Consider the following 24818-nt stretch of genomic DNA (forward strand, 5'->3'; position numbering starts at 1 on the left):
ACTTACCAAAACGATATGGAGGTGACGAGGAATGAGCGAGGAACAGGGGCTGACCCCGTATGAAACCAGAGAAATCCTCTTTTGCAAGACCGAAAACGGGGAGGTGCGGGTGGAAATCCTGCTCTTTCAGGAAAATCTCTGGCTGACGCAGGCAAAAATGGCAGAGCTGTTCGAGGTGCAGAAAGCGGCCATTTCCAAGCATCTGAAAAAAATCTTTGAATCCGGCGAACTGAGCGAGGATTCAGTTGTTTCCAAAATGGAAACAACTGCGGCGGACGGAAAACGGTATCAGACCAACTATTATAATCTGGACGCCATCATCGCTGTGGGGTATCGTGTGAACTCCAAAAAGGCGACCATGTTCCGCATTTGGGCGAACCGGGTGTTGAAAGAGTTCATCATCAAAGGCTATGTGATGGATGACGCACGGCTGCGGGAGCCGGAGAACTTTTTCGGCAAGGATTATTTCGAGGAACAGCTGGAGCGTATCCGGGACATCCGGGCCAGCGAGAGAAGATTTTACCAAAAAATCACGGACATCTATTCCCAGTGCAGCGCCGACTACGATGTGGAAAGCCCCATCACAAAGGAGTTTTTCGCCACGGTGCAGAACAAGATCCATTATGCGGTCACCCACCATACCGCTGCCGAGATCGTATACGGCCGTGCCGACAGCACCAAGCCCAACATGGGGCTTACCACATGGAAAAACGCCCCCAAAGGCCGCATCCGCAAATCGGATGTCACCGTCGCTAAAAACTATCTGAACGAAACGGAAATGCGAAACCTGAACGAGATCGTCACCATGTACCTGGACTATGCGGAACGGCAGGCCCGCCGTGGAAATGTCATGTATATGGCCGATTGGGTCAAGCGGCTTGACGCATTTTTACAGTTCAACGAGGAAGATATTCTGCATGATAAGGGCAAGGTGACCGCCGCCATTGCCAAAGCCTTTGCTGAGAAAGAGTTTGAAAAGTTCCGGGTATTACAGGATCGGACCTATCAGAGCGACTTTGACAGGCTGGTTGCGGAAACTTCGGATGATCTGACAGAATAACCATATATACAGAAAGCCCACGCCACCGGTTCTTTTTCCGGCTGCGTGGGCTTTCTATTATTTAGCTTTATCATGGTTTGAATGACAGAGAATGAATCTCCGCAGGTCGCACAACTACTCCCGACAGGAGAGCATAGAAATATGCTCTTAGAGTTCTAACGGATTTTGTTTCCTCGGTAAATTGGGATTTACCGTAGTGACATTATATAAATTTGGCAAGGATTCCATTCGTCCCATAGGGTAGGAAAGACTTCAAATTCCTTAAAACCCAGACTGAGGTAGAAATGATTTGTGTTATCATATTCCTCGTAGTGTCCCATTTGAACTGTCTTTACCTGAAGAAAAGTATATCCTATTTCTGATGCGAGTTTCTTGGCGTTCAAAAATAGTTCTTTTCCAATTCCGTGGCGATGATACTCCTTTAACACGCCCATCACACTCAGTTCCAGTGTGTCTTTACTCGTTTCTTTTAAGCATAAAAAACCTGTTACTTGGTTTTCGTCAAGAGCGGCAAAGAAAAGTTGGTCTGTACTTTCTTTGATGTAATTTTCTCTTGCTTCATCTATGCCGAACCACTCAGGTAGTGCTTCTAATATCTGTCTTGCAATTTTCTGTTTATCGTCATAATCCTCAATTAGCTTAATTTTCATCATCTTGTTCCTCTACATAAATCCCAATTTGTTATCTACTTTATTATGATAAATCTACCACGAAAATATGAATAAATCTACCATTGAACGATGAAACCGCCCGAATAGTTTTTCTACTCAGACGGTTTCTTTAAGCTATTTTCCTTCTTTCTGTTGCACTTGTGCATGGGCTTCCTGCTGGACGATCAGCCCAGCCGAAAAGCCATACTTGAAATGGCTCTCACTTTCCTCGCACTGTGCGATAGCGTTCTGCGCCCGGAGTTCTTCCACCAGCGCATAGTCCTCTTTGCTGAGCCGCTGAGACAGCTGCTCCATCAACTCTGCACAGGTTTGGACTGCCCTGCGGTATTCCGGGGACGTGGGAACAACGGTTTCACAGGGATAAAACTCCCCGTTATACATGGCTTCCAAAATCATTGCGTTCCCTCCCTCAACAGTAGACCAGCTCAGCCAGGACAATTTCCTCGGCCCTGTTGTGGATGGAGTTCATGGAGCGCACCCATGCCATCTGATCGGCAGCTTTCAGGGTTTCCGTGACACCCTCTTGTTGCATCATGGCTTTTTCAATGATTTCCAGCCGCTCCCGGCAGGCGGTGTCGATTTCCTCCAAGTGGGGAAACAGCTTTTCGGTGACAATGAGATCGGTATACAGAATGGGCCGGTGTTCTTTTAGGCAGGCACGGCGCATCCGGCCATATTTCCCGATATGGTACTCTTTGGTGTCCGATAACACAAGATCGGGAATGAGGTAGTCGCCGCATTTGGTGTAAGTCAGTTCCATACAAGGCTCCTTTCGTGGGAATGTGGTTGACAGTTACGGTAGGTTTGAGGGCATCCCTCCTTTATCATAACTGTCTTTTCATTCGCCACAAATGAGCCGCCAGTCATGATGTAATGTTTTTTGGTGTAATCCACCCTCTATACATTACATCATGGTTTACAATGCTATTGCTGTCACCCTGCAATTCATCGTCACGGGATAAGCGACAATACAAAGCTGTAAGTTCTTCGGAGCTCATAGCCGTGTAAGGGAATTGAAGCGCGGCAGCGGTGTTTGACTGGTAATACATAAATACCTCCTATCCGGCAGTCAAACACGATATTGAAGTCCAACTTCATTATACCGCGCTTTCTTTTCCCTGTCTGCCTGTTAGAAGGTTTTCAAGTCACAGTTTGTTTCTGAATATCGGCTTTTATCAGGTTCTCCAGTTTGGAGGCTATCGTCTGATTTCCCGTTTGAGGGAAAAAGGAATTGACGATAAAGGTCGTGTTGCCGATCTTCTTTTTGCTCCGCATAGGCGGGGCATATTTATTTTCAGATTGAATTTTCTGCATAATAAGGCCCCTTTCATGCCATTTCATTAAAACCATAAAAGAGGCAAAAAACGGACGGCTGCTGGCCGCAGCTCCACGGGAATCTCACCCCGGCCCATGCTGATGGGTGCGCCGCGCAATGCTTTGAGGGCGTTCAACGCGGGAGTCTCATTATCCTGCCTGTGCATCCTCGCCCACAGGCTGCCACACCTGTTTTGCGGCCTGGTTTTGTCGCTCGCCTGTTTAGTAGGGGTCCCGTCCTGCGGACTTGCAACAGGGTCTTGGCGCACCGGCCGACCGGCTCCACACAGACAGATCGTATCCGTCTGCCTTATGCTGCCCGAAGGCTTTCTTTGTCAAGGATCATGGACTCCGCTGCCGGATCGTCAGGGGCAAGGAAAGGGAGCGAAACTTACCCCGAACAACTTTAGACCGGCAGCACCTTGAAACTCGTCACGATACTATGTATCAGCTTTGTTTCCAGTCTGAGCCGCATATCTTCGTCCACATACAGGTATTCGTTACCGTACTCGTCCCTCACCGGTCTGGTGGCAAGAGCCCGAATGTACTTCTGATAATGAGCGACGACAGCAGCAAGAGCATTTTCGTCACCGTTCACGGCTGCCAGAATCACAGGCACCGGAATGGGCTTTACATGTCCGGCCATTCAAATCCCTCCTTTACCAGATATTCGTACAGTTCTTTCAGCGTAACGAGCCGCCGTTTGGATACGGTCTGATGGACGATATGCAGCTTTTCGCTGATTTCCCGGTCCGTCATACCCAGGAAGTAGGACAGCAGGATCACATCCCGTTTACCCTCCGGCAACTGCGCTAACGCATCGGCCAGGACATTGCCGGTTACGACTACCGGAAGTCCCAATACTTCAAAGACATGCTCGTCCATAAAGTAATCGTCCCACACGGCGGTCTGCTCCAGCTCGGAGGCTGTCAGCTCGTCCAAAGGCTTTTCCTGGTCCAGAAGGCTGGCATAGTCACGTTGGATATGCCGGGCCTCATTCTTCAAAACCCTGACGCAGAAGGCGCCAAATTGATTTTGAATGCGTTGCTCATGGGAGTCTTTCATATTCTCACCTCCCTTCGCGCCGCACAGGTGCGGGGTGGTGATTTCCTCCCTTTCGCCTCAGTAATCCAAGACTTGCGATTTTGGCAACCTGGAAAGGAAAGAAATTTTTATGAAAGGCTCCGTCAGGTGACGAAGGCCCACATAAACAACAAAAAGCGCCCATCCGCAAAATGCGGACAGGCGCAAAGGAATTGACAGAAGTATTTACATGATTTAACTGTTCATCTTCATGGCCGGAATATCTCGATAATGGAAACAGACTTTTTTTGACAAGATGGCTCTTGTCGTTTTATGTCGAAAGGCTTTGTAGCACATGGCGGCATCCTCCTATTGCCGCCGTGCCAAATTGCAAGGTATAGGGTCGTCGTTAGCCTTTGGACAGAAAGAAGCGGCGGCCTTGATTTCTCAAAACCGCCGCTAAAATTATATTTTGAGCATAGAAATTGGTCTGCCCAGCGACGGTTTTTTCTTTTCTGCCGCCGGGCAGATAGATTATATATTTGGCTTTATCAATACTGTAAAATCGAATTGTTGCAGAATTGTCCTAACGCCCACTTCTTTCGACAAAAAAACAGCCCGAATTGCTTCACTTTTGTAGCAATTCTAAATTCATTGCATTTCAGACCGCAAAATAATCCGTTTGAGCAGGAACATGGTTGCGCCAAAATAGTCAGGTATATGGCACAGAACATTCAAAAAAGCCGATAATCACAAGTGAATCGGATCTTGTGAGTTATCGGCTCTGCGGCTGTGCGTCTGGCGCTTTGATAACGGTTATATGAAATTGTTCAATGTCAATTAGACACTCACTTTTGCATTTGGGACAAAAGAGAGGGAAGTTTTTTAGGATGGTATCCTCCCGAATTTTGTCCCGTGTTTTATTTCCACAAATGGGACAGCGGATGAACTCGGCTTTCTCCATATCGGTCATTTTGCATCCCGATCCTTATCTTTTTGCTTCTTTTCTTCCCGATATTTTCGGATCAGCTTGTTGCGGACAGGAATACCGACACCAATCAGAAGAACTACCGCTAAAATTGTAAAATCCATATTGCTCACCTCACATTTCTTTATTTTCCATAATCCGAATGGAGAACCAGATCGACACAGCGTACATGACAACAACGAGTACAAGCACAAGGCCGATCAGCAGTACCGGGGAACTTACAACCGTAGTCACAAAGGGATTGTCTGCGGGCATCTTGGGCAGGAAAAACAAGGTCGCCAAAAATCCAGCCACAGGAATATACATGAACACACGGCCTTTGATGGCTCCATATTTGTAATAGCCCGGAATTTGAAATACGGTATAAAGGGCAAACAGGAATAAACCGCCGATGGCTGCACTAATCATATCAAATGCTCCAACACTTTCACCCATTGCCCGCAGCACAATCGGCTGTGTGATAAGAGAAACCACCAGAGCCATCGCGCCCAGCGCAAGAACAAAGAGATACCGGCCTGTTACCATTTCGCTTTTCTTGATGGGTAAAATCCCATACAAACGCTCCATGCTGTTTTTCTCCGTTACAGAGAAAGTGTATCCTGTGGTCATGGCGATAAAGCACATGGCAAAGGAAACGCCGGTCAGGATGGAACGGTTAATGGCCGCAAAAGCGATAGGAAGAAGCATGGTAAAACCGATCACCTTGATATAGGGCTTTACCAGCGAAAAGTCTAATTTTGTTGCTTTTAATGTATTACTCATAATCGTCACCTTTCTTGCTCGTGAATACAACGATTTCATCAATGGTCGCCGGTTCAATACTCAAAGAGGAAAAAGCGACCGTATCTTCGGTCTTGACCAGGGCCTCAAAGCCCGTAGAGAATGTGCGGACACCGACAGCTTTTTCCTTCAGGTCAGCAGACAGTTCTTCTGTTCCTCCCTTGACAATGCGGAACATATCGACAAATTCATCCTTGCTGCCGCTGAAAAACAATTCTCCATAGCTGATATAAGTGATATAGTCAGCAGCGCGTTCCAAATCGCCGGTGATATGGGTAGAGAACAGTACACTGTGTTCTCCGTCCTCGATATATTCCGAGAGAATTTGAAGCAGTTCATCTCTGGAAACCGGATCGAGGCCGCTGGTGGGTTCGTCCAGGATCAGCAGCTTTGCGTCGTAAGAGAACGCACAGGCCAGCATCAACTTCATCTGCATACCCTTTGAGAGTTCTTTCACTTTCTTGGTGGGAGCGATGTGGAACTTCCGCAGCATCTCGGCAAACCGCTCCGACTTCCAGTTGGGGTAGAAAACGGAGATAGATTTTTCTACCTGTGTTACCTGCCAATCATCGCTGAAATAGTTGGTATCAAATACAACACCGAGTTCCGCTTTTGCTTTCTGCTCGTCAGCGACATTATCCAGCCCCATGATCTTGATTTCGCCGCCGTTGCGCTTGAGCATATTCAGAATGAGTTTGATGGTGGTTGTCTTGCCGGAGCCGTTTGGCCCGATCAGCCCCATAATATATCCCTTCGGCAAGGTGAAGCTGATATTGTGAAGCTGGAAACTGTCAAAGGATTTCGACAGGTTTTTCACCTCTAAATAGTTAGTCATCTGTATTCGCCTCCAATAAAATATCTAAAAGACGGTGCAGTTCCTCGTTTGGAAGATTTGCTATTCTTGCCGCCTTGATTGCATCGGTCAGCCCATTTTCTACTTTGCAGATAAGCTGCTCTCTCATTAGTTCAGAGCCACGGCCCATGACAAAGCAGCCGCGTCCCTGAACATTTTTGACAAATCCCTCTTGCTCTAATTCTGTATAGGCCCTTGTAACGGTTAGGACACTGATTTTCAAATCTTTTGCCAGTGTTCGAAGAGAAGGTAAGGCTTCGTCCTCTTTCAGTTCGCCAGATAGGATTGCCGCCTTGACCTGCTGCTTAATTTGCTCGTAGATGGGTACGCCTGATACATTTGAAATAATTAGTTTCAATCCATCTCACCTTCTTGCTGTTTTAACTGTTATGCTATTATATATAACACTATAACACAAAGCGAGCAAAAAGACAATATGGTTAAAGAAAGTTTACAAATAGCAAAAACTGGTCGGGACAAGCAATCTCTGTCCCGACCAGTTTTCTTCTTGAAAGGCAGTGTTTATTCTGCCCTCAGATTTTCAATCAGACTTGTTTTTTCGATTGAACGACAGATGCAATAGCTGACAAGAATCTGTAACCCAATCAGTACAGCAGCAAACAAGAGAACAGGTAACGGATCAATGGCAAAGATAACGAATTTCAGAGCCATTACCTTATTTGCCAAATAGCACAGAAGTCCACCAATCGTAATACCAAAAGCCGCTGCCAATAGTGCCGACTTGATACTGACACTCATACCCTCCCGGTAGAGCATTTTTCGCAGTTGCCGGTTTGTCATCCCAACAGCTTGTAGCAAAGCAAACTCCCGTTTGCGGATGATTGCGCTGTTAATCAGCATATTTATCATATTGAGCAATCCGAATATCACGACAAAGGCAGATATAGCATATAGACTACTCATTGTTACATTGATAAACCCTGCAATCATAGAATATTCTTCCGAATATACTTTGAGCCGTAAATTCGGATTTCCGCTGATAAGAGATGCCAGTCTGTCTTTTACAGACTCCGTATAGTTTTTATCACAAAAGATAGAGATATGTGTTGTATTATTATACGGGGAAATCTGTTCGATTGCTTCTTGAGTGCAATAGAATAATCCCGTCGAGGGGAAATAGGCAATACCTGCAACAGTAAATGTTTCTTCTATGGTCTGTCCACCGACTTCAAAACGGAATGTCAACGAATCTCCAACTTGCAAATCTCCATAGTTGAGTTCACTTCGATCTGTGCGGTATTTATTGATTACAATTTCATTCGTACCTAAATCATCATAGCTAACAGTTCCACTTACGATTTCGCTGACATTGGCGATCAGTTCTGGTGACAAGCTATTCAGCAGTTCCAAGTTATCTTCGAGCGAGGTATAATTTACAGCCGATTCAACCAAACGGCCCATAACACACTCGTCAAGAATGATTTTCTGGACACCAGGAATATCTGTGATTTGTCCCATCAGTTCATCGGATAATGGATTGTTCTGAATAATTGTCGGGAAACGTTCGTAGAAATTGTCCATTTGAATACCAATTTGAAAATCTTCATCCATAGGATAGCTTTGCCGTATCATTGCCGGAAGATTGATAGAGGACACAAAAATGGCTAATGCAATCATCAATGTTCCGCTGATACTTAGCGAAATAATTGACATTCGATTTTTCTTCCGATTTGTGTACAGATTGCTTTTTGCTAACGAATCAGGGGTAATTTGTTTTAGTGCCTTGTGAGAACCAGCGGTTTCCCCATCCCTGAATTTCATAGCTTCAATGGGTGAAGCATTTGCCAAAAGTTTTGCAGGTTTCCTCAGTGCAAATTTAATAACGACATAAATCAGCAGGATCGCAAATAAAGTAATGAGAGCATCATACAGAAGCCATTGTACTCCAGAGATTAAGACAATGAGCAAAATAGAAATCAATGCTCCAAGCGGTATAAATCTCACTGCCAACATATTGCCTTGCGTATTTAAGAACCGGCGCAGTTGCTTTTGTGTTGTGCCCAATGAGATCAGTTGGGCATACATTGGCATGGAATTTACGATGGAAATATAAAAAATGCTGTATATCACAAAGCTGCTGGCAAACATCAAGAATATGGTGAAAAAGATGACAGCAGCGATCACAGTTCCATCAAAGTAAACTCCATCAATGTAACTCTCATTTATGATAACATCAAAGCTGGGGATGCCTGCAGACTCGCCTTTGCTTTTCAAAAAGTCTTTTTGGGTATCGGAACCTGTACTGGAATAATCCGAATTGAGTAAAACAAGTACATCAACCGTGGCAGCGGTTTCTGTGCTGAAATCCGAAGTTATTTGACTGTATTGTTGGGCATATTTCATTTGGAAACTGTTTGATGTTACAACATAAAACTGCTCTCCACGTTCTTGTTCCTTGTTTTGAATCGTACCACATACAGTAAATTCTTCTTCTCTTTCTTCATTGGTCAAGCTGTCAACATAAGCAAACCGGAAAGTATCTCCCACCGACAAAGCACGATTCTTTAAGTAGGTTTCGGACACAAGCACCTCATTTTCACTGTCCGGGATTACGCCATCTACAAGCCGGAACCCCATAAAGGCCAGCGCCTGTTCGTCCATATATGCCAGATCGGTACGACCATCACGGTCAACCTGATTTCCAAAAGATTTGTAGATGCCTACGGCTTCAAAATCTTTATCCGATTGGAGTGTGGTTTTGGTATCTTCGTTTACTGCCCGATACATAGCATGGTATGGAGCCTGATTCGCTTGATCCAACGCATCATTCACTAAAACCGAAAAAATAGTTGCCATCAGACAGGTGGCCAGAACGATAATGGTTGCAGTTAAAAATGTTTTTAATTTGTGTGTTTTCAGATCAGCTTTCGCAAGACCATGTATTATTCTGCGCGTATCATTTTCAAATGGTAATGTCATATCCTCCACCTCCTTACGCCTTGATTTTTCCGTCCTCAATGCGCACAATACGGTCGGCAAGCTGGGCAATCTCGTTGTTATGGGTAATCATCACAAGCGTTTGGTTGAACTCCCGGCTGGTGCGCTGAAGCAGGCCCAGCACGTCGGCGCTGGTCTTGCTGTCCAGGTTGCCAGTGGGTTCATCAGCCAGGACAATGGCCGGTTTGGATACCAGGGCGCGGGCAATCGCCACGCGCTGCTGCTGACCGCCGGAAAGGTTGTTGGGCATATTCTGGAGTTTGTCCTGAAGGCCCAGCATCTTCACGACCTCAACCATGAATTTCTGATCCACGGTGTCGCCATCCAGTTCCACAGGCAGAACAATGTTCTCATGCACATTCAGAATCGGCACCAGATTGTAGTTTTGGAACACAAACCCAATGTTGCGGCGGCGGAAGATGGTAAGCTGCTCGTCGTTCATCTTGGCCAGTTCCTTGTCCCGAACCACCACGCTGCCGGAAGTGGGAGTATCCAGACCGCCCATCATGTGCAGCAGGGTGGATTTGCCGGAACCGGATGTACCCACCACCGCTACAAACTCTCCTTCCTCTACGGAGAAGGTCACACCGTCCAGAGCGCGGGTAATGTTCGGCTCAGTACCGTAATATTTTTTCAGATCATTGGTCTGCAAGATACTCATATGAATACCGCCTTTCTGTTTTTTGATAAGAGTAGTCTAAAGCTGAATTGTTACAGAAATGTCCTAAACGCCCTCTGGTTTTGGACTGAATTGCTTCAATTTTAGGACATTTCATTTTTGATAGTATTTTTTGTAAAGCCGAACGGAAAGCAAGCCGGTAATTGCCAGTTGAATCACCAAAAAGAACAGCACAAGCCAGATGCTCTCATAATAAAATAGCTGTGTCTGAAAGATAACAACATCAATCAATGCCACTACTCCGGCTGCCCATCGAATATGCCGGACAAAGAAGAATTTGAAAACGCCCAGGATAATCATAGGTGGCAGGCAGAGCAGGACCGCATTGAGAATCAATGTCCTTGTAATAGCCATGTAACTTCCTCCTCTCATTGTTTGAGAAAAGCCTACCTCCCAAATGTTGCAGAAATGTCCTAAAATCCATGCTGTGATAATTTTTTGAAAAAGCGGCAGCCCGCACAGGCCGCCGCTTGATTACTCTTGTGGCAAGAACACCGAAAAGGTGGAACCTTTCCCAACCTCGGAAGTCACCAGAATATACCCGCCCTGCATGGTAATGATCTCACGGGCCAGATATAGACCAATGCCGATTCCGTCCACCTCATGCACCGCTTCTTCCCGGTAAAATCGCTTGAAGATCGTGGCCTGCTCTCGTTCCGGGATGCCCCGGCCCGTGTCAGTCACATCAATTTTCCAGTACATTTCCCAATTCTGAACGGACACATGGATGCTGCCACCAGCAGGCGTGTACTTCACCGCATTGTCCAGCAGATTGAACAGGGCCTCGGAAGTCCAGCGGCTATCATGGGAAATGGTCAGCCCCTCTGGGCAATCCACGGTCAGCTCAATACCTTTTTTCTCCATTGGAGCCAAAATCCCGTTGATGGCGTACACCAAAGTTTCCTCTATTAAAGCGTCCTTTTTCTCCAGCGTAATCACACCAGCCTCCAGCCGGGAAGTTTTCACCATTGCCTGAATCAGAAAGTCCAGCTTGTCAAGCTGGCTGCCGGTTGCCTGCAAAAACTCCCGCCGCTGTTCCTCCGAAATCGGACGGGTCAGCATGGTTTCATTGAGCATTTTCAGATTGGCAATGGGGGTCTTGGTCTGGTGGGAAATATCCGATAACAGAGATTGTAGATCGGCCTTTTCTTTTGCCACCGTATTTCGGTCTTTCTGCATGATGTTGTAGAGCCGTTCCAGGCGGTGGCTGATTCTCGCCAGCAGCGTTTCCGCTTCATAGTCCATTTCTGGCCGTGCGGCGCTGTCCATCATGTCATCCAGCGTCCGGCACAGGCTATCGGTGAACAGGGTCAGCTTCTTTTGAAAGTAGTGCAGGAAAATCCCGCCCCATACCAGAAACACAGCGGTCAGCAACCCGCCGTACAAAACCACCCGTAGGTTTTTCGTGACCAAAAACAGACAGAGCAGCACCAGAAAAGAGGTTGCCAGAAGGCCACCAGTAATAAGCCACAGAAACTTTTTCATGGACAGGTTTTCTATTTTCATTTTGGTTCACCACCGATCCACTGATAGCCCATGCCGTAAGCTGTCTTGATATACTTATGCTCGTCTGTTTCGATTTTTTTGCGGATACGGCTGATGATGGTGGTCAGGGTATGCTCGTCCACAAAATCCCCGTCAATGTCCCACAGCTTCTCTAAAATCTGCCGCTTGGTCAGGATAATCCGGGGGTTCTTCACGAACAGGAACAAGGTGCGGTATTCCTTCGGGGTGAAGTCCAGCGGCTCCCCGGCAAGGGACGCCCGCTGCTCGGAAAAGTCGATTTTCAAAAAGCCATCGTCAAACAGATCGTGCCGGGGCGTGCGCAGTTCCAGATTGGCAAAGACCGCCGCCACCTTCCTGCACAGCACCGTCACCGAAAAAGGTTTCGTCACATAGTCCGCGCCGCCTGCTTCATAGCCTTTGAGCATATCGCTTTCCTTGTCGTTGGCGGTGATGAAAATAATGTAGGTGTGCTGGCCGCGCCCCCGGATTTCTTCGCAAAGATCAAGACCGCTGCCATCCGGCAAATTGATGTCCAGGAGCGCAACATCAAACTCGGTTTCTTTCAAATGGAAAACAGCATCCTTGTGGTTATAGGCCGCTGTGATTTCATATCCATCAGACGCCAGGTTATATCCCAGAGTCCGGTTCAAAAGAGTATCGTCCTCCACAATCAGTATCTTTCTCATGCGCTCACTTCCTTTATGTCATTATACTATCTTTTAGTATAATAGGAAATGTTGCAGAAATGTCCTAAACGGGAACGGACTGTAAAATATTTTGAAGAAACTTACCATGTTATTATTGCTGTATCCGGGTGAATCAAAACTACCGGCACATGGTTCTTCTGTGCATATCTGACACACTGCATTGTACCGGATCGCAGATTCCGCCCATCATCATAAACTGCCACCAGGTAGTTGGCCTGATCTACCATGTAGCAATTTCTCTTGACATAGCTCTCACGGCAATCTTCGTTTCCGATGACTTCTTTTTTGCTGCAATGTTGCAGGATAAACTCCATCCGGCGCTTGCTGCGCTGATCCCACTTGGCATCATGGCCGACAAACGGCAGGGCCACAACCAATTCAATATCTTCGTATCCAGGCTGTTCCTTCAGACGAAGGATTTGTTCAGCCGCCCACATATCAACACCCAGGGCGCCGCCAACATAAAAGCGCCGGACTTCCTTTTCATCATGTAGCTTTCGGAACACTTCCAGCATATTGGCTTTGATCTTCTTACAAAGGGCATAATCTTCACTGTATTTGAACTTGAACCGGCTTGGCCGGTGTCCAGTAATAGCACAAACGCATTCATTCATGCGGTTTCCTCCTGTTCTAATAGCGGTCAACACATAGAAAACAAAAATAACTTATTTAATAAGGCGTAAACGAAATCATCAGCCAAATTATAACACAAATAATGTTCAATATCCAGGGAACCTTTCTGATATGCTAACAATCAGAGAGGTGAACTTATGGACGAAGAATTTATCCGCAATCGGATCACGGAGCTGCGGTTGAAAAAAGGCATTTCTGAATACCAGTTGAGCTTGGAACTGGGACAAAACCGTGGCTACATCCAGGCTATTTCCTCCGGCCGGGCATTGCCTTCCATGAAGCAATTCTTAAATATCTGTGAATATTTTGAAATAACGCCCCTGCAATTTTTTGACGCTACCGAAAACACCCCACAGCTTGTCAAAAAGGCGTTGGATGGCATCAGGACATTATCAGATGATGATTTAATTATATTGCTTGGTCTTATCGCACGGCTGAATCAAGGAAAATGACGGCAGGCGCCAAATGGCTCCTGCCGTTTATCTTTCCCTATATCATCCCCCATTTTCTCATCCACGCAAAATATTATGTAAATTGAATCTTTCTACTTGTTGAGAAGTCAGACTACATGATACAATGGAATGGATTATGACTGGGGGTTCGCATTATGTTAATTTATATGATGATGCTTGAAACTCCAGAGGAGAAGTCGCTGTTTGAACAGATCTATCTGGAGTATCGTGGCCTGATGTTCCATGTGGCCTACGAAATTTTACATAACGAGCAGGATGCAGAGGATGCTGTGCATCAGGCTTTCGTAAAAATAGCAGAAAACATTAAAAAAATTGATGATCCGATGTGTCCAAAAACGCATAGCTATGTCGTTACAATAGTTGAACACCAAGCAATAGATCAGTATAGACGGTTACAAAAACACCCTTCTGTCGAACTGATCGAGGAAATTCAAGGCACAAATGCTCATTATGAAGGGGACAACGATTTGACAAAATGTATTTTGAAGTTGCCTGCCAGGTATCGAGAAATGATTTTGCTGCGTTATCATCATGGGTACACGGTCAGAGAAATCGCAAAGATGTTGGGACTGTCGTTGCCGGCCGCAATTAAACTGGATCAACGGGCCAAAAACAAATTGAAAAAACTATGTGAGGAGGCGGGAATCCTGTGATAAGCAAGGAAATGCTGAAAAAAGCGGCGGCTGAAGCGGATCAGGCAATCAGGGATTCGCTCCCCGCTCCAGCAGAATGTGAACATGAGTTTTCCCCATCGTTTCAGAGAAAAATGCGCCGAACTTTTCGGAAAGCAAAACATCCCGTGATCTACAAACTGCCCAAATATGCAGCTTGCTTTGTTCTTGCGGTGGCTCTCGCCAGCGGTACATGGCTGACAGTGGATGCAGAAGCGCGAGCTGCTTTTTTTGCATGGGTACGGGAGCAGTACGAGTCTTTTGTTGAATATGGATTTATTGGTGAACCACCACAAAAAAGCAATGTTGTAGAGTATGATCTAACATGGCTACCAGGCGAATTTCATCTGATAGATAAACAGGCTATTGATGGGAATACCTTGATGATATATGCAGATGATTCTGGGCAACGTATAACTTTTTCCTATTCACATGGAGATAATGCCACAAGCCTGTTTGTAGCATCAGACTATACAGAGGTGAAGTCAGTTCAAGTTGGAAACATTAAAGCAGACTTCTATCAAGCTGGCGAGGAAGCCTCTGCTAATGTACTGGTTTGGTTATCAGAAGAAGATACTTTCTGTTTTTGCATCATGGCAGATCTTTCTGAGGATACCATGATTAAGCTGGCCGAGAATGTCAAAAAAAAATAATTCTAAAATTTTTAAGCAGCTGTCCAAAATGACCTCCTTTATTCGTTTACGGGATATAAGCGAATGAAGGAGGTCATCCCTTTGAAAAAACGATTTTTCCCTATCTTGTTTCTCTTTCTCATGGTGTTTTCCACGACTGCCTATGCAGCATCAACACGAGCGGCAACGGTTACTCCGAACATTTCTTTTCATGGGACAACTGCTAATTGTTCGGTATTCATCGTTGCCGATAAGCCTACGGACGACATCGACGCAGTAATTAAACTATGGCAAGGTGGTCAATGTATCAAAACGTGGGAAAAATCTTCTACAAGCTATCTTGTTTTCAGCGGTGAAGTAGCGGTTACAAAGGGGAAAACCTACGAATTAACAGTTGATGTAAGTATTTCTGGGAAAGAACTTCCAAGATTCTCTGTCAAAGGTACTTGCTCGTAAGATAACACAGGAAATGTATTAAAATACCCATAGACCATACATTTTTGACATGATAAATTCAAACAGTTTGCATTATATTATAGGCTTAGAAAGGAGTTTATTATGAAGAAAAAAATTATGTCCGCGTTGTTACTGTGTGTTATGGCTGTCCTTTTCTGTGTTCCCGCCTTTGCAGCAAACACCTCTGACACGGAAGCATCAGAACCCGTTGTCTTTAAAAGTACAAGCCTTCCGGAGTGGTTCCCTGAAGATGCCCCAGCCCCTGATCCTAACGGCGAAATCGTTACCGTTTATTGGTATGTCGATGAAAACGGTAAAACTGTGACTTATGATCCCCGGGAAAGAAAGACTGTCACTGGGGACGCTGGTACCGCTACCATCTATTGGGTGGACTCTCGTATGATCGGCTGGGGGATTACTTCTAAAACCAAAGGGCCTATGGTCTTTACCGGAAGTGTAACTACCAACCGTGGTCAATTATTCCCTCTCGGGGATATTGAATTTGATGGTGACTGCGGTGGTACCATTGACAATGTTACCACTCGAAAGGGCCAGAATAAAGCTACCCTTTCTGGCATTATGATTGACGCCAACGGACTTTCTATCACGGCGCCCGAAGTGTCTGCCAGTTACTACAAATAATCAGTTGCCATGCAAATATCCCTTATAACAAAGTTACAATTACAATACCAGACCTATGCTTTTGCTGCAAACTGTTTTAGAATTAACGAAAAAATCATGTTCTCTTTTCAAGTAAAGCCACTCGAAGAAGAACAGGCGTTATGCGAAGAATTAAGCAAATCCAGAGGAAGAACAATTTCTTTTTGGCTTAACAATATTCCATTTAGTGCATCTATAGATACTTGTTCTTTCTCAAAAACACAGGACAATAAATACTACCGAGATTTTAATATCATTGTCACAAATCAATTCTTCCTATCTCCAAATTAAACGCACTATAAGCAAGAGGGCCACAAGACACGATCTTGTGGCCCTCTTGCTAACTACCTGACTTGGACTTTACGCTTCACAATACAGTTAAGTTTGGATACCGTAAAGAATTATTTCTAAGAAATAGGTACCCACTGTTGGCATAACGGTAGACTGCTTATAAAGTGTGAGGTCAAGTATCCGCAAAAATAATCCAAAAAAATTTTAGGCAACTGTCCAAAATGGCTTCCGTTATTCGTTTACGGGGTATAAGCGAATTAAGAAAACCATCCATAAAAATGTGTGTTCCGCAGAATATAATCTTCTAAGATTCAATGTTTTGAAATTACAGACTTTTGTGAGAAAGAGGTGATACCGATGGACCTGGAAATTGAGCAGTAATTTTCTTACCCATTTCCCGACTAAAGGAGATGATTCCAATGGTTTATTATATCGTCTAAGAAGGATGCAAGGAGGCAAGGTTGAATGAATAAAAATTCCTTTTCCAAATGGATAACCCTGTCAATAAATACAATCGTTTTTTTAGTTGTTCAGTACATTCTTGGGTGTGCTACTTTTTCCTTTCAACATCACCCAATATTCATTCTATTCTTTGCCAGTGAGATGTATATACTCACAAGGTATTTGAATTTTTTGATTGATACGCTATCCAAAAAGTCACTTGCCTATACAATTTTTATCGTTACATTCCTTCTTTTACTATGCCTATTCCTTTTCATTGGAATACTCCCTATATCTACTCATTTGCAAAAAGTATGAAGGAGGCTATATGCCATGAAGAAAACGACCAAATTCATATCAGCTTTTATGGCTGCTATCCTGTGCTTCAATCTCGTGTCTTTTAGTGCCTTTGCAGCTGAACCATCTGCTACCGAAACTTCTTTTTCTGCTGCTGATCTGGCAACCTATAATCAAGAATTGGCAGATTTCGGCCTGAACGATGACGAAATTCAGCAACTCCAAAATATTACCACAAAAATTGCAAACGCAACTACCATGCGTGAAGTTGATGCCTTAATGGAAAGCTATCACGCCATTTTGGAAAGCACTCCTCTTGCTGCTGCGAAAACCATCACAAGCTATTCCGGCGGCACTCTAACACTGGACTATACTGGTAGTCTTAGCCCGATCTCTAATGTCATCTTTACAAAAGTCATTTATATGGGAAATAAGCAAGTAGAATTTTATCAAAAAGGCATGAACAGCCCTACTTTCGTTACCTTCCTTGTAGATGAACTGATTGGAAAAGGTGTAAGCGTTATCACAAAATCGGTCGCTGCAAAAATTGCAACAGCGCTTTCTGTTCCGGAGTCCGCTGTGGCTTTTCTCATTGGTACATCTGTTGCCGCTACACTGTTTGTATTCCAAAACCTCGAAACTTGGGATTTGAATGATGCCATTGAAAACAGCAGCAATGGAAAAGTTAAACTGGAATACTTCTACAGCACCAATATTGTTTTCCCATACTATCAAGAGTACCAAAACTTTGAGCCGTGGGACAACAATAAGGTTGAAATTCCTGCTAACTACGATTATGATTGGCAATCCGGCGTCTACGATTGCGAATACCTCTCCCAGTAACCCTACTCCAAAGACAACAGCTGTTTTCTTCCATTAGTCAAAAGCCTTTGGATGATGTGGGAACTAAGGCGATATATGACTATTTGTAGACACAAAACGCTACAAACATTCTTCCAGCCGAAAGAATCGCTGTTCGCACTATATTCCCATCCAACAGCCTGATCCAATCCTATTTTACTTGGCTGTTTGATTAAAATGTGCCTATCAACAGCACAGCTATTTACTTTTTTCTTCATCCGTAAGTATCTGTTCACCTGTACGGTTCAAGGGGGTATAAAAATGGACTGCCCCCCAGTCCACATACGAATCGGGCGGCAATTCTGCCGCCCGATTTTTGTTTCAAAGCCATCTGCAAAGGAGTAGGAATCCATTGTCGGCAAAGTGGCAGACTGCTCCCCAGGTGTGGGATTAGGGGCGTTACAGGCATCCGCAGGGGCGCTTTCCGGCTGCACTGCCGGGGATTCATCAGACGCATCATCTTCCGGCACAGGGGCTTTTTCCGGCTCGTCAGGGCAGGGCAAGTCAGAGCATAAGGTATAGAGGTTGCTGGTCTGGCCGCCGTTCTTACGCTCGTCAAACCGGGCCTGCTTGACGATATATCCCGCCTTCACCAATTCATCCAGCGCCCGCTTTACGGTGGACACCCCATAGCCGCACTTGGCGGCTATGGTCTTGATAGAGGGGAAGCACTCGCCCTCTTTGTTGCAATGCAGAACCAGGACTTGCAGCACAAGCCGCGCTCTGGGCTTCAATTCAGAAGAAAATGCCCGCTGCATATACTCAAACTTTGCCATATTCCAATCCTCCCAATCATGTCTTACTGTTACAGGCGTTTTTCTCCTGCAATATACTTCTCCACCAGCGGCCGGTAAATCTGTCCGTTGACCCGTTTTGCAAACAGGTCGTGGGATGCCGCCGCAATCTGCACATCTTCCCCAAAGAGTTCCATACAGTATTCCTGAATTTCCTGCGGCACACAGATCGCTATCGGGCGCACTTCCAACGAACCACACTCGGACAATGCCTTGTGGAACACCGGAATCTCATAGGGCAGGACACTTCCGCACAGGAGCCGGTGATCCGCGTCACGGAAAATAGAGGTGGGCGTCTGCATCACGCCGCAGTCATAGATGATAAACTGATACTCCCTATCCGGCTCGTTGGTCAGGTAGCAGTCAATCCCATCAATGGTGTAATGCTCCCCATCCGGCGCCGCTTCGTAGATGTTCAGCAGGAGCTGCAGGTGGCGGTTCTGATTGACTTCGATATACGCCACCTCCGCACCTCTGGCCGCCAGCCAAGAGGCCAGGTTAAAGGCCGTCACCGTCACGCCGCTCCTGCGCTGCGAACCGGCCACGGCAATACGGATATTCCGGGCGTTCCAGCGGTACGGAATAATCTCATCCGGCTCCGGGGCTTTCTCACGCCGGGTAGCTGGCTGTTCGTAGACGGGAGCCTTTACCACATACCGCTGCATCCCATCTTCGGAAAGCGCTTCTGTCAGCTCGTCCAGGGCGTCCTCCATCGTTTCACCCGTAACCAGATTCACAACGCCGATGGACAGTAGCCGTTGTACCTCGCCGTTCACATCCTCGTAGCCGGAGAGGATGACGATGATCCGGGCGGAGAACATCATCTGAAAGGATTGCAGGGCAAGGGTGAAATCATTGCCGCTTTCCTCGATACACGCCGCATCCACCACAAAGAATTTGGCGTTGGCATAATTGCGCATATCTTTGGTAACGAAACTTTTCAGGCTGAACCGGCCGACCAGCTTCTTGGCGGGCAGAGTCATATTCCGCACGGCGGGGTCGATCAGGTTGCTTTTCTGGTTACTCGTCAAGTACAACAGCATAGGATTCACCTCCCATATTTTCAGCACTGGTTTTGTCATCCGCCCCACCGGTCAGCAAGAGGACGATGCCCACCACTACGATCACGATGTAGATAAACAGTTCAATCAGCTTGTTTCGGTTATTCATATCGCACCCCTTTAGTAGATCGCCCACAAGGGACCGCCTGCTGCGGCGCCCTTTCTGGCCTCATCCAGAATGATTGATATATCCCATTCCTGTTCGCTTCGTTTTTTACTGGCAGGATCGGCCACCAGGATTTTTCCTTCAGAGGTCACTCCACGCAGCACCATAAAGTGACCGCTGGATGTGAAGTGGCCTTTTGACATAAGTGCCACAATCAATTTCCCGGATGCCAAAGCATCCACCACGGCCTGCGGGTCATCGGTGCTGATGCTTTCCCATTGAAGCCCAAAGCCCTCCGCAGTCCCCGGTATCAACGAGTGATAGGAACCGTTGCCGGAACACCAATAGCCATTCTGATACGCCCATTCTGCCATTGTGGGGGGATCAACAGTCTGGTCTGTCAGGCTGGATACCACAATCGCCATAGAGGTCGGGCCACATCCATAACCGCCGATATTATCGGTTCCATACGGAAGATCGGCCCAACGCTCATCCAACTGATTGTAGTAGACGACTTCGGTCACCCCATCCGTAAAGATGATGCCCTCATAGCTCTGACCACTACCATCTATATAGTCTTTCTCATAAATGCCGAGCTGCTGGTTGTAACCATATTGCTTCTGAAAATCCTCCACCACGTTTACCTCATCACCAATCAACCATTGGGACAGTACGGAAAAGGGGCTGGTAATGAGGTACAGGATGAAGGCAATTAAAAGCAAAAGCCCCAGAACCGGGGCCAGGATCATAAACAGGATTCTTTTCCGGCTCTCGGAGTCGGTAGCCGCCTGCACAGCTACCTTTGCCAGAATTTTTGCAGTCAACGGATCAACAGCCAAAAAATCACCTCCATAATCAGTCCGGTTCCATACCGGGGGCTTCCATCATCTGCTCCATTTGCAGATTGAACGCCTCCCGCCGTTTACCGGCGCTGTCGTCAATTTCAAACACCTTTTCTCCTTTGTCATTTTCCCGGACAGATACCATGTAGTCCCCATTGGCGATGAAGCAGGCCGTAAAGAGCGCCCGAATCGCCGGGGCAGGCATCCGCGAAATCTCAAAAGGAGTAGCAGCACACTTGCTGTTCCAGGAAAAGAGGTTGCGGGCGGCATCCGCCGTAATCTTCATCCAGTCATATTCAAACTCCTCTTTCCGCATCATCTTGGTAAAGTCGATTCCCTCCGGGCAGAGGTAGCGATCCATCTTCTGAAAGAGAGCCGGATGGGAAGCCATCAGGAAAAGGGCGGCATGGTAGGAAGCGTCCAAATCACTGCCCCTCCAACGTATGGCAGCCATCTTGTTGACCAGGTATTCGTATCGTTCCGCATGATTCATCTGAAAACCTCCTGTGTGGAATAAGTAAGGCGACCGGGATTGCTCCCGGCCGCCACCGAATTACCGGCCGCCAGCCTTGCCCATATAGGAAAACTTGTAAGCCGGAATCTCAAAGTTCACATGAAGCCGCTTGGACCCAATGATAAAGAGCGCGTGTCCGCGCCGCTTGCTCTCCAACAATTCCTGCTCCGCGTCCGTCAGGTTGTAGAGGTCTTTGGTTTCCTGAAGGTTTTTGCCGTCGCAGCCCATCAGAATTTTATAGCACGGAATATCCAAAAGGGCCTGCCCGTACATCTTGACCTCCGGGGCCAGGAAATCCACCACGGAATGAGAAATGATTGCCAGTCCAGCTTCATACTTTCTTGCCCGCTTCTCCACATTACGCAGGAACACCAGGGATTGCGGAACCTGCGGGTCAATCATCAGATATGCCTCGTCACATACCAGCAGGCAACGCTCATTCCGGTCGCGGCTCATTTCCTCCCAGCACCAGCTCAACAGGTTCAGATACTGCGTGCGCTTGACATTATCCGACGCATTTTGCAGGTCGTGGGTATCCAGGCAAATAAACCGGGAATTGGCCTCCAGCGTGGTGTGGCCGTTCCACAGAAAGCTGTCGCTGCCCGCTGCGGCGTCGTACAGCAGCATTGCCAGATCACGATATACCGGATTCTCCTTGTTGGCCTCCGCTTTCTTTTCCAGCAGGGCGTGAAGGTCGGACAGAATGGGAAAATCCGTGGCCTTGAGCTGCCGAATATCCGTTTCCCAGAAGATGCCGAACTGATTATAGAGTTCAATGATCGTCTGCTTGAGGATTGCTTTCTGCATATCCGTCAGGCTGGGCAGATACAGGGAAAATTCAATCTCCAGTGTTTTCATGTGCAGCGCCATATCAGACATTCCGTTTCCTTCATCGGTATAGAGTTTGTCGGTTTCATCGTCATCGTCACGGGGCGCCGGTCTGATCTGCAAAAGGTTGGAGCGGCCGTTTTTTCCGCCGCCAGCATTGAGCCAGCTTCCGTTCAGGTTCCGGCACATATCCTTATATTCGGATTCCGGGTCGATGCACAGGATTTTCGTCCCCTTCATGTATTCCGAAAGCATGATGTGCTTCACAACGGTACTCTTGCCGATACCGGCCACACCCATAATCACGAAGCTACTATTGGTGCGGTCGTTTCCGCGCTCCCAGGTATCCAGAATCACCAGGCCGCCGTTGCTGTCCTTTGCAAAATAATAGCCCCGACCATCGTTGTAACCGGAGCTGGCAAACGGGAATCCGCCCACAAAGGTACTCATGGGAATAATACGGGACACAATGCTGTCCACCGTGGAGTTGGCCGGATAGGTGGGAGAAATGCTCTGGAACCCTTCCTTTTGGAGATTGGCGAGGGTGCGCACCTTGCACTTCTGGATGTTGAAGGCGCTCTCCACACGGCGGCAGACCTTTGTGAAGTTGACCTCATCCTGTGCAATCGGCATCACGGTCAGCGACATCATGGCAACCGTTTCGCCCTCTTGGTCGATCCGCTGCATGATTTTCTCGCCGTCCTCGGCGGCTTTCTCGGCGCGCTGCCGGGTCAGCGGGTCTTTGGCACTGTCAGCGGCGCCGCGCTGTTGGACAATGCTTTTGGAGATTGCGGAAATGAGCGAACCATTGTCAATGGGGGTAATCCCCACCGAAACAATGGTGCTGGGAATGTTGGTGATCTTGGAAAGCCACCCCATATCCACCTTCTGCGGATAGCGGACGGCGCCGTACACCTTACCCAGATTTTCACCGATGACCAAACTGTTTCGCTTGATTTCCAGCCCCATCGGGGTAATGACATTTAACAGCGCTTCATTGACGGGAAACACTTCTTCTTTTTTCTTAGAACCTAACAATGATCCACCTCCAACTGTTGATTGCGGTAAGGCACCCCAATGTAGTCCAGCACAGCGCCGCACCCCAATTTATTGATGCAGTAATCATACTGCTGGGGATGCGTCACCTGCATAAGCTGAAATCGGTTCGGCTCATGCTCCAGATGAACGCCGTACATACAATACATACACCCCGATCTGGAAACACCGGTGGTTTTCAGAATCGGGGTGCCGTTCTTTTTGCGGCTTTCAACAATGTCCCCATAGATGGGAGCATAGGGAATGCCGGTCATTTTCAGATACCGCAAAATATCTTCTTCCAGCCAGAACGCAAGGGGCTGACTGAGAGGCCGCTGGCGCTCGAAGCCGTTGCAGCCAAACTTGATCCAGGATTGCTCCCGCAGCTTGCTTTCGCAGGCCAGGACACCCGTAATCGGGTGCCGCCCAGACTGCCTTTCAAATTTGTTCAGCGGCGCTTTTTTCATGTGGTAACAACACCTTGCCGAAATCTTGAAGGGAGCGTCCAGAAGGTATTTGTAATTCTCGCAGTTGTAGATCGACTTCTTTCCGTTCTTGTCCAGCAGTTCTCCATTGAGTCGTGCCAGACGGTAAGGTTGTCCCTTTCTTGCGCCGTTGATAACATCCGAAACCTCTTTGGAGATGATCGGATAGCCGTACTTCTCAAGAATCTGAGTGAACGGATAGCGCGGGCGAAGCCAAATAACATTGTCCTTCGTTTTTACGAAATCGCGCAGTTCGGGGTATTCCAACCCCGTGTCAACATACACAGCAGGAATATCAGGGTAGACCCGCCGTGCCAGATCAAGCAGCACGGTGGAATCTTTACCGCCCGAAAAGCTGATAAAGACCTGCCCATCGTACCGCATATACCATTCCATGATTCTCGTCTGCGTAACTCTGATTTTTCTTTCGAGGCTCCAACCCTGCATGATTTTCAAATCCTGCCGGGTGTGCTTCATACTTAGACAACACCTACACTTTCCAAAATCGGGATCGCAGCATTGATGCCGGAATCCTCCAAATGCACATAGGCGGGGTTGTTGACCAGGTTGCACAGCCGGACAATATCCTGCTGCTCTAAAATCTCGGTCTGAATGCCGCTGTCCGAAAAATATCCGCCGAGCAGCTTGAGCTTCTGAAGCAGATCGCGCTCAACGCCATCGCTTACCCTATCCCAAATCTTGATGTAGAATTGCCGTTCCACAACCTCGCCAGAAAGAGCAAAGGCGCCCATTTCCACGATTTCCTGCTTCAGCAGTTCCTTTTGCTTCACATCGGAAGAAGAAGTGAGTGTGGCAGACAGCTCCGACAACAGCGGAGAAATATCTACCGGGCGGGATACGGCAAGAAGCTGAAACGGGTACTGTGCGCTGGACAGGCTTACCGTAAGCTGCTTGGCAATCAGCCGCTTTTCGTTTTTGCTGAACAGTTCTGTGCTGATCGGGTAGATCTTCAGATACGCCAGAGCCAGATTGTCACGGGTATAGAGGAAGTTCCCCCGAATATCTTTCACATTTACAAACTCATTGGCGGTGATCTGGGCCAGTTCTTCCTTGTCCTTGTTCTTCGATTTTTTGTGTTTGGCCGACAACTTCAGAAAAATCAGCGTCCCACCGCCCAGCAGCGCACAGACGCAGATCATAATAATCGGCAAAAGCAATTTATCGACCTCGCTTTCTTT

At 46.9% G+C, this 24818-nt stretch carries 32 protein-coding genes; 7 read left to right on the forward strand and 25 right to left on the reverse strand.

The window, feature by feature from the left end; translation table 11 throughout:
• Positions 1 to 31: 31 nt before the first annotated feature.
• Positions 32 to 1060: a virulence RhuM family protein gene (locus ACKTS9_RS09420; RefSeq protein WP_407880399.1), complete on the forward strand. Its 1029-nt coding sequence runs from the start codon at positions 32 to 34 to the stop codon at positions 1058 to 1060.
• A gap of 188 nt (positions 1061 to 1248) precedes the next feature.
• Here the strand turns inward: ACKTS9_RS09420 and ACKTS9_RS09425 are convergent, their stop codons facing one another.
• From ACKTS9_RS09425 to ACKTS9_RS09505, 17 genes are all read right to left on the reverse strand, one after another.
• On the reverse strand, positions 1249 to 1713 hold the full coding sequence (locus ACKTS9_RS09425) for a GNAT family N-acetyltransferase (protein WP_407880401.1): 465 nt from the start codon (positions 1711 to 1713) through the stop codon (positions 1249 to 1251).
• Between the two features lie 132 nt (positions 1714 to 1845).
• Positions 1846 to 2127, reverse strand: a complete 282-nt coding sequence (locus tag ACKTS9_RS09430; RefSeq protein ID WP_407880403.1) for a DUF6809 family protein — start codon at positions 2125 to 2127, stop codon at positions 1846 to 1848.
• A gap of 13 nt (positions 2128 to 2140) precedes the next feature.
• Positions 2141 to 2491: a TnpV protein gene (locus ACKTS9_RS09435; protein WP_407880405.1), complete on the reverse strand. Its 351-nt coding sequence runs from the start codon at positions 2489 to 2491 to the stop codon at positions 2141 to 2143.
• 380 nt (positions 2492 to 2871) lie between these two features.
• Positions 2872 to 3045 carry a transposon-encoded TnpW family protein gene (locus tag ACKTS9_RS09440; RefSeq protein ID WP_164706713.1) on the reverse strand — a complete coding sequence of 58 codons (174 nt, stop codon included), beginning with the start codon at positions 3043 to 3045 and terminating at the stop codon, positions 2872 to 2874.
• A gap of 406 nt (positions 3046 to 3451) precedes the next feature.
• A complete protein-coding gene (locus ACKTS9_RS09445) occupies positions 3452 to 3691 on the reverse strand; it encodes a helix-turn-helix domain-containing protein (RefSeq protein WP_122790084.1) in 240 nt (79 codons plus the stop codon).
• Positions 3676 to 4110: a sigma-70 family RNA polymerase sigma factor gene (locus ACKTS9_RS09450; protein ID WP_373210382.1), complete on the reverse strand. Its 435-nt coding sequence runs from the start codon at positions 4108 to 4110 to the stop codon at positions 3676 to 3678. The genes ACKTS9_RS09445 and ACKTS9_RS09450 overlap by 16 nt, the downstream gene beginning before the upstream one ends.
• Positions 4111 to 4843: 733 nt before the next feature.
• Positions 4844 to 5041 carry a cysteine-rich KTR domain-containing protein gene (locus ACKTS9_RS09455; RefSeq protein ID WP_122790087.1) on the reverse strand — a complete coding sequence of 66 codons (198 nt, stop codon included), beginning with the start codon at positions 5039 to 5041 and terminating at the stop codon, positions 4844 to 4846.
• The gene (locus ACKTS9_RS09460; protein WP_016147279.1) at positions 5038 to 5160 is read right to left on the reverse strand and encodes a hypothetical protein; all 123 of its coding nucleotides are present in this window, start codon (positions 5158 to 5160) and stop codon (positions 5038 to 5040) included. Before ACKTS9_RS09460 ends, ACKTS9_RS09455 begins: the two co-directional genes overlap by 4 nt.
• 10 nt (positions 5161 to 5170) lie before the next feature.
• On the reverse strand, positions 5171 to 5818 hold the full coding sequence (locus tag ACKTS9_RS09465; protein WP_122790088.1) for an ABC-2 transporter permease: 648 nt from the start codon (positions 5816 to 5818) through the stop codon (positions 5171 to 5173).
• Complete coding sequence (locus ACKTS9_RS09470; RefSeq protein ID WP_373210380.1) at positions 5811 to 6671, reverse strand: ABC transporter ATP-binding protein; 861 nt, start codon at positions 6669 to 6671, stop codon at positions 5811 to 5813. The genes ACKTS9_RS09465 and ACKTS9_RS09470 overlap by 8 nt, the downstream gene beginning before the upstream one ends.
• Complete coding sequence (locus ACKTS9_RS09475; RefSeq protein WP_087308502.1) at positions 6664 to 7047, reverse strand: GntR family transcriptional regulator; 384 nt, start codon at positions 7045 to 7047, stop codon at positions 6664 to 6666. Before ACKTS9_RS09475 ends, ACKTS9_RS09470 begins: the two co-directional genes overlap by 8 nt.
• A 164-nt stretch (positions 7048 to 7211) precedes the next feature.
• Positions 7212 to 9629 carry an FtsX-like permease family protein gene (locus ACKTS9_RS09480; RefSeq protein WP_373210378.1) on the reverse strand — a complete coding sequence of 806 codons (2418 nt, stop codon included), beginning with the start codon at positions 9627 to 9629 and terminating at the stop codon, positions 7212 to 7214.
• Positions 9630 to 9642: 13 nt separating this feature from the next.
• The gene (locus ACKTS9_RS09485) at positions 9643 to 10308 is read right to left on the reverse strand and encodes an ABC transporter ATP-binding protein (protein WP_373210376.1); all 666 of its coding nucleotides are present in this window, start codon (positions 10306 to 10308) and stop codon (positions 9643 to 9645) included.
• A 111-nt stretch (positions 10309 to 10419) separates the two neighbouring features.
• Positions 10420 to 10680 carry a hypothetical protein gene (locus tag ACKTS9_RS09490; protein ID WP_373210374.1) on the reverse strand — a complete coding sequence of 87 codons (261 nt, stop codon included), beginning with the start codon at positions 10678 to 10680 and terminating at the stop codon, positions 10420 to 10422.
• A gap of 120 nt (positions 10681 to 10800) precedes the next feature.
• Positions 10801 to 11832, reverse strand: coding sequence for a sensor histidine kinase (locus ACKTS9_RS09495; RefSeq protein ID WP_373210373.1), 1032 nt, complete (start codon positions 11830 to 11832; stop codon positions 10801 to 10803).
• Entirely contained in the window at positions 11829 to 12518 is a 690-nt protein-coding gene (locus ACKTS9_RS09500; RefSeq protein WP_373210371.1) for a response regulator transcription factor, read from the reverse strand. The genes ACKTS9_RS09495 and ACKTS9_RS09500 overlap by 4 nt, the downstream gene beginning before the upstream one ends.
• A 101-nt stretch (positions 12519 to 12619) precedes the next feature.
• The gene (locus tag ACKTS9_RS09505) at positions 12620 to 13153 is read right to left on the reverse strand and encodes an SLOG family protein (protein ID WP_087271359.1); all 534 of its coding nucleotides are present in this window, start codon (positions 13151 to 13153) and stop codon (positions 12620 to 12622) included.
• 156 nt (positions 13154 to 13309) lie between these two features.
• On the opposite strand from ACKTS9_RS09505, the gene ACKTS9_RS09510 reads away from it, so the two are divergent.
• From ACKTS9_RS09510 to ACKTS9_RS09535, 6 genes are all read left to right on the forward strand, one after another.
• The gene (locus ACKTS9_RS09510; protein ID WP_087271362.1) at positions 13310 to 13624 is read left to right on the forward strand and encodes a helix-turn-helix transcriptional regulator; all 315 of its coding nucleotides are present in this window, start codon (positions 13310 to 13312) and stop codon (positions 13622 to 13624) included.
• Between the two features lie 155 nt (positions 13625 to 13779).
• The gene (locus tag ACKTS9_RS09515; protein ID WP_087271365.1) at positions 13780 to 14298 is read left to right on the forward strand and encodes an RNA polymerase sigma factor; all 519 of its coding nucleotides are present in this window, start codon (positions 13780 to 13782) and stop codon (positions 14296 to 14298) included.
• The gene (locus tag ACKTS9_RS09520) at positions 14295 to 14969 is read left to right on the forward strand and encodes a DUF4367 domain-containing protein (protein ID WP_087271368.1); all 675 of its coding nucleotides are present in this window, start codon (positions 14295 to 14297) and stop codon (positions 14967 to 14969) included. The genes ACKTS9_RS09515 and ACKTS9_RS09520 overlap by 4 nt, the downstream gene beginning before the upstream one ends.
• Before the next feature lie 81 nt (positions 14970 to 15050).
• The gene (locus ACKTS9_RS09525; protein WP_140399856.1) at positions 15051 to 15404 is read left to right on the forward strand and encodes a hypothetical protein; all 354 of its coding nucleotides are present in this window, start codon (positions 15051 to 15053) and stop codon (positions 15402 to 15404) included.
• A 102-nt stretch (positions 15405 to 15506) separates the two neighbouring features.
• A complete protein-coding gene (locus tag ACKTS9_RS09530; protein WP_087271370.1) occupies positions 15507 to 16046 on the forward strand; it encodes a hypothetical protein in 540 nt (179 codons plus the stop codon).
• A gap of 1083 nt (positions 16047 to 17129) precedes the next feature.
• Positions 17130 to 17936: a hypothetical protein gene (locus ACKTS9_RS09535; RefSeq protein WP_087271376.1), complete on the forward strand. Its 807-nt coding sequence runs from the start codon at positions 17130 to 17132 to the stop codon at positions 17934 to 17936.
• Positions 17937 to 18199: 263 nt separating this feature from the next.
• Here the strand turns inward: ACKTS9_RS09535 and ACKTS9_RS09540 are convergent, their stop codons facing one another.
• The 8 genes from ACKTS9_RS09540 to ACKTS9_RS09575 all read right to left on the reverse strand — a co-directional run bounded on the left by ACKTS9_RS09540 (position 18200) and on the right by ACKTS9_RS09575 (position 24797).
• On the reverse strand, positions 18200 to 18730 hold the full coding sequence (locus tag ACKTS9_RS09540) for a helix-turn-helix domain-containing protein (RefSeq protein ID WP_407880417.1): 531 nt from the start codon (positions 18728 to 18730) through the stop codon (positions 18200 to 18202).
• Positions 18731 to 18759: 29 nt separating this feature from the next.
• Positions 18760 to 19791, reverse strand: coding sequence for a hypothetical protein (locus ACKTS9_RS09545; RefSeq protein ID WP_407880419.1), 1032 nt, complete (start codon positions 19789 to 19791; stop codon positions 18760 to 18762).
• The gene (locus tag ACKTS9_RS09550) at positions 19769 to 19918 is read right to left on the reverse strand and encodes a hypothetical protein (protein ID WP_006354152.1); all 150 of its coding nucleotides are present in this window, start codon (positions 19916 to 19918) and stop codon (positions 19769 to 19771) included. Before ACKTS9_RS09550 ends, ACKTS9_RS09545 begins: the two co-directional genes overlap by 23 nt.
• Positions 19919 to 19929: 11 nt before the next feature.
• Positions 19930 to 20754, reverse strand: coding sequence for a C39 family peptidase (locus ACKTS9_RS09555; RefSeq protein WP_407880422.1), 825 nt, complete (start codon positions 20752 to 20754; stop codon positions 19930 to 19932).
• 16 nt (positions 20755 to 20770) lie between these two features.
• Positions 20771 to 21250, reverse strand: coding sequence for a hypothetical protein (locus ACKTS9_RS09560; protein ID WP_087271388.1), 480 nt, complete (start codon positions 21248 to 21250; stop codon positions 20771 to 20773).
• 60 nt (positions 21251 to 21310) lie between these two features.
• Positions 21311 to 23137, reverse strand: a complete 1827-nt coding sequence (locus ACKTS9_RS09565) for a VirB4 family type IV secretion system protein (RefSeq protein WP_407880425.1) — start codon at positions 23135 to 23137, stop codon at positions 21311 to 21313.
• Positions 23131 to 24015, reverse strand: a complete 885-nt coding sequence (locus ACKTS9_RS09570) for a phosphoadenosine phosphosulfate reductase family protein (protein ID WP_242981538.1) — start codon at positions 24013 to 24015, stop codon at positions 23131 to 23133. The genes ACKTS9_RS09565 and ACKTS9_RS09570 overlap by 7 nt, the downstream gene beginning before the upstream one ends.
• A gap of 83 nt (positions 24016 to 24098) precedes the next feature.
• Entirely contained in the window at positions 24099 to 24797 is a 699-nt protein-coding gene (locus ACKTS9_RS09575; protein WP_341472594.1) for a hypothetical protein, read from the reverse strand.
• Positions 24798 to 24818 lie beyond the last annotated feature (21 nt).

This window comes from Owariibacterium komagatae, from assembly GCF_045865535.1.
In the GTDB taxonomy this organism is placed as follows: domain Bacteria; phylum Bacillota; class Clostridia; order Oscillospirales; family Ruminococcaceae; genus Ruthenibacterium; species Ruthenibacterium komagatae.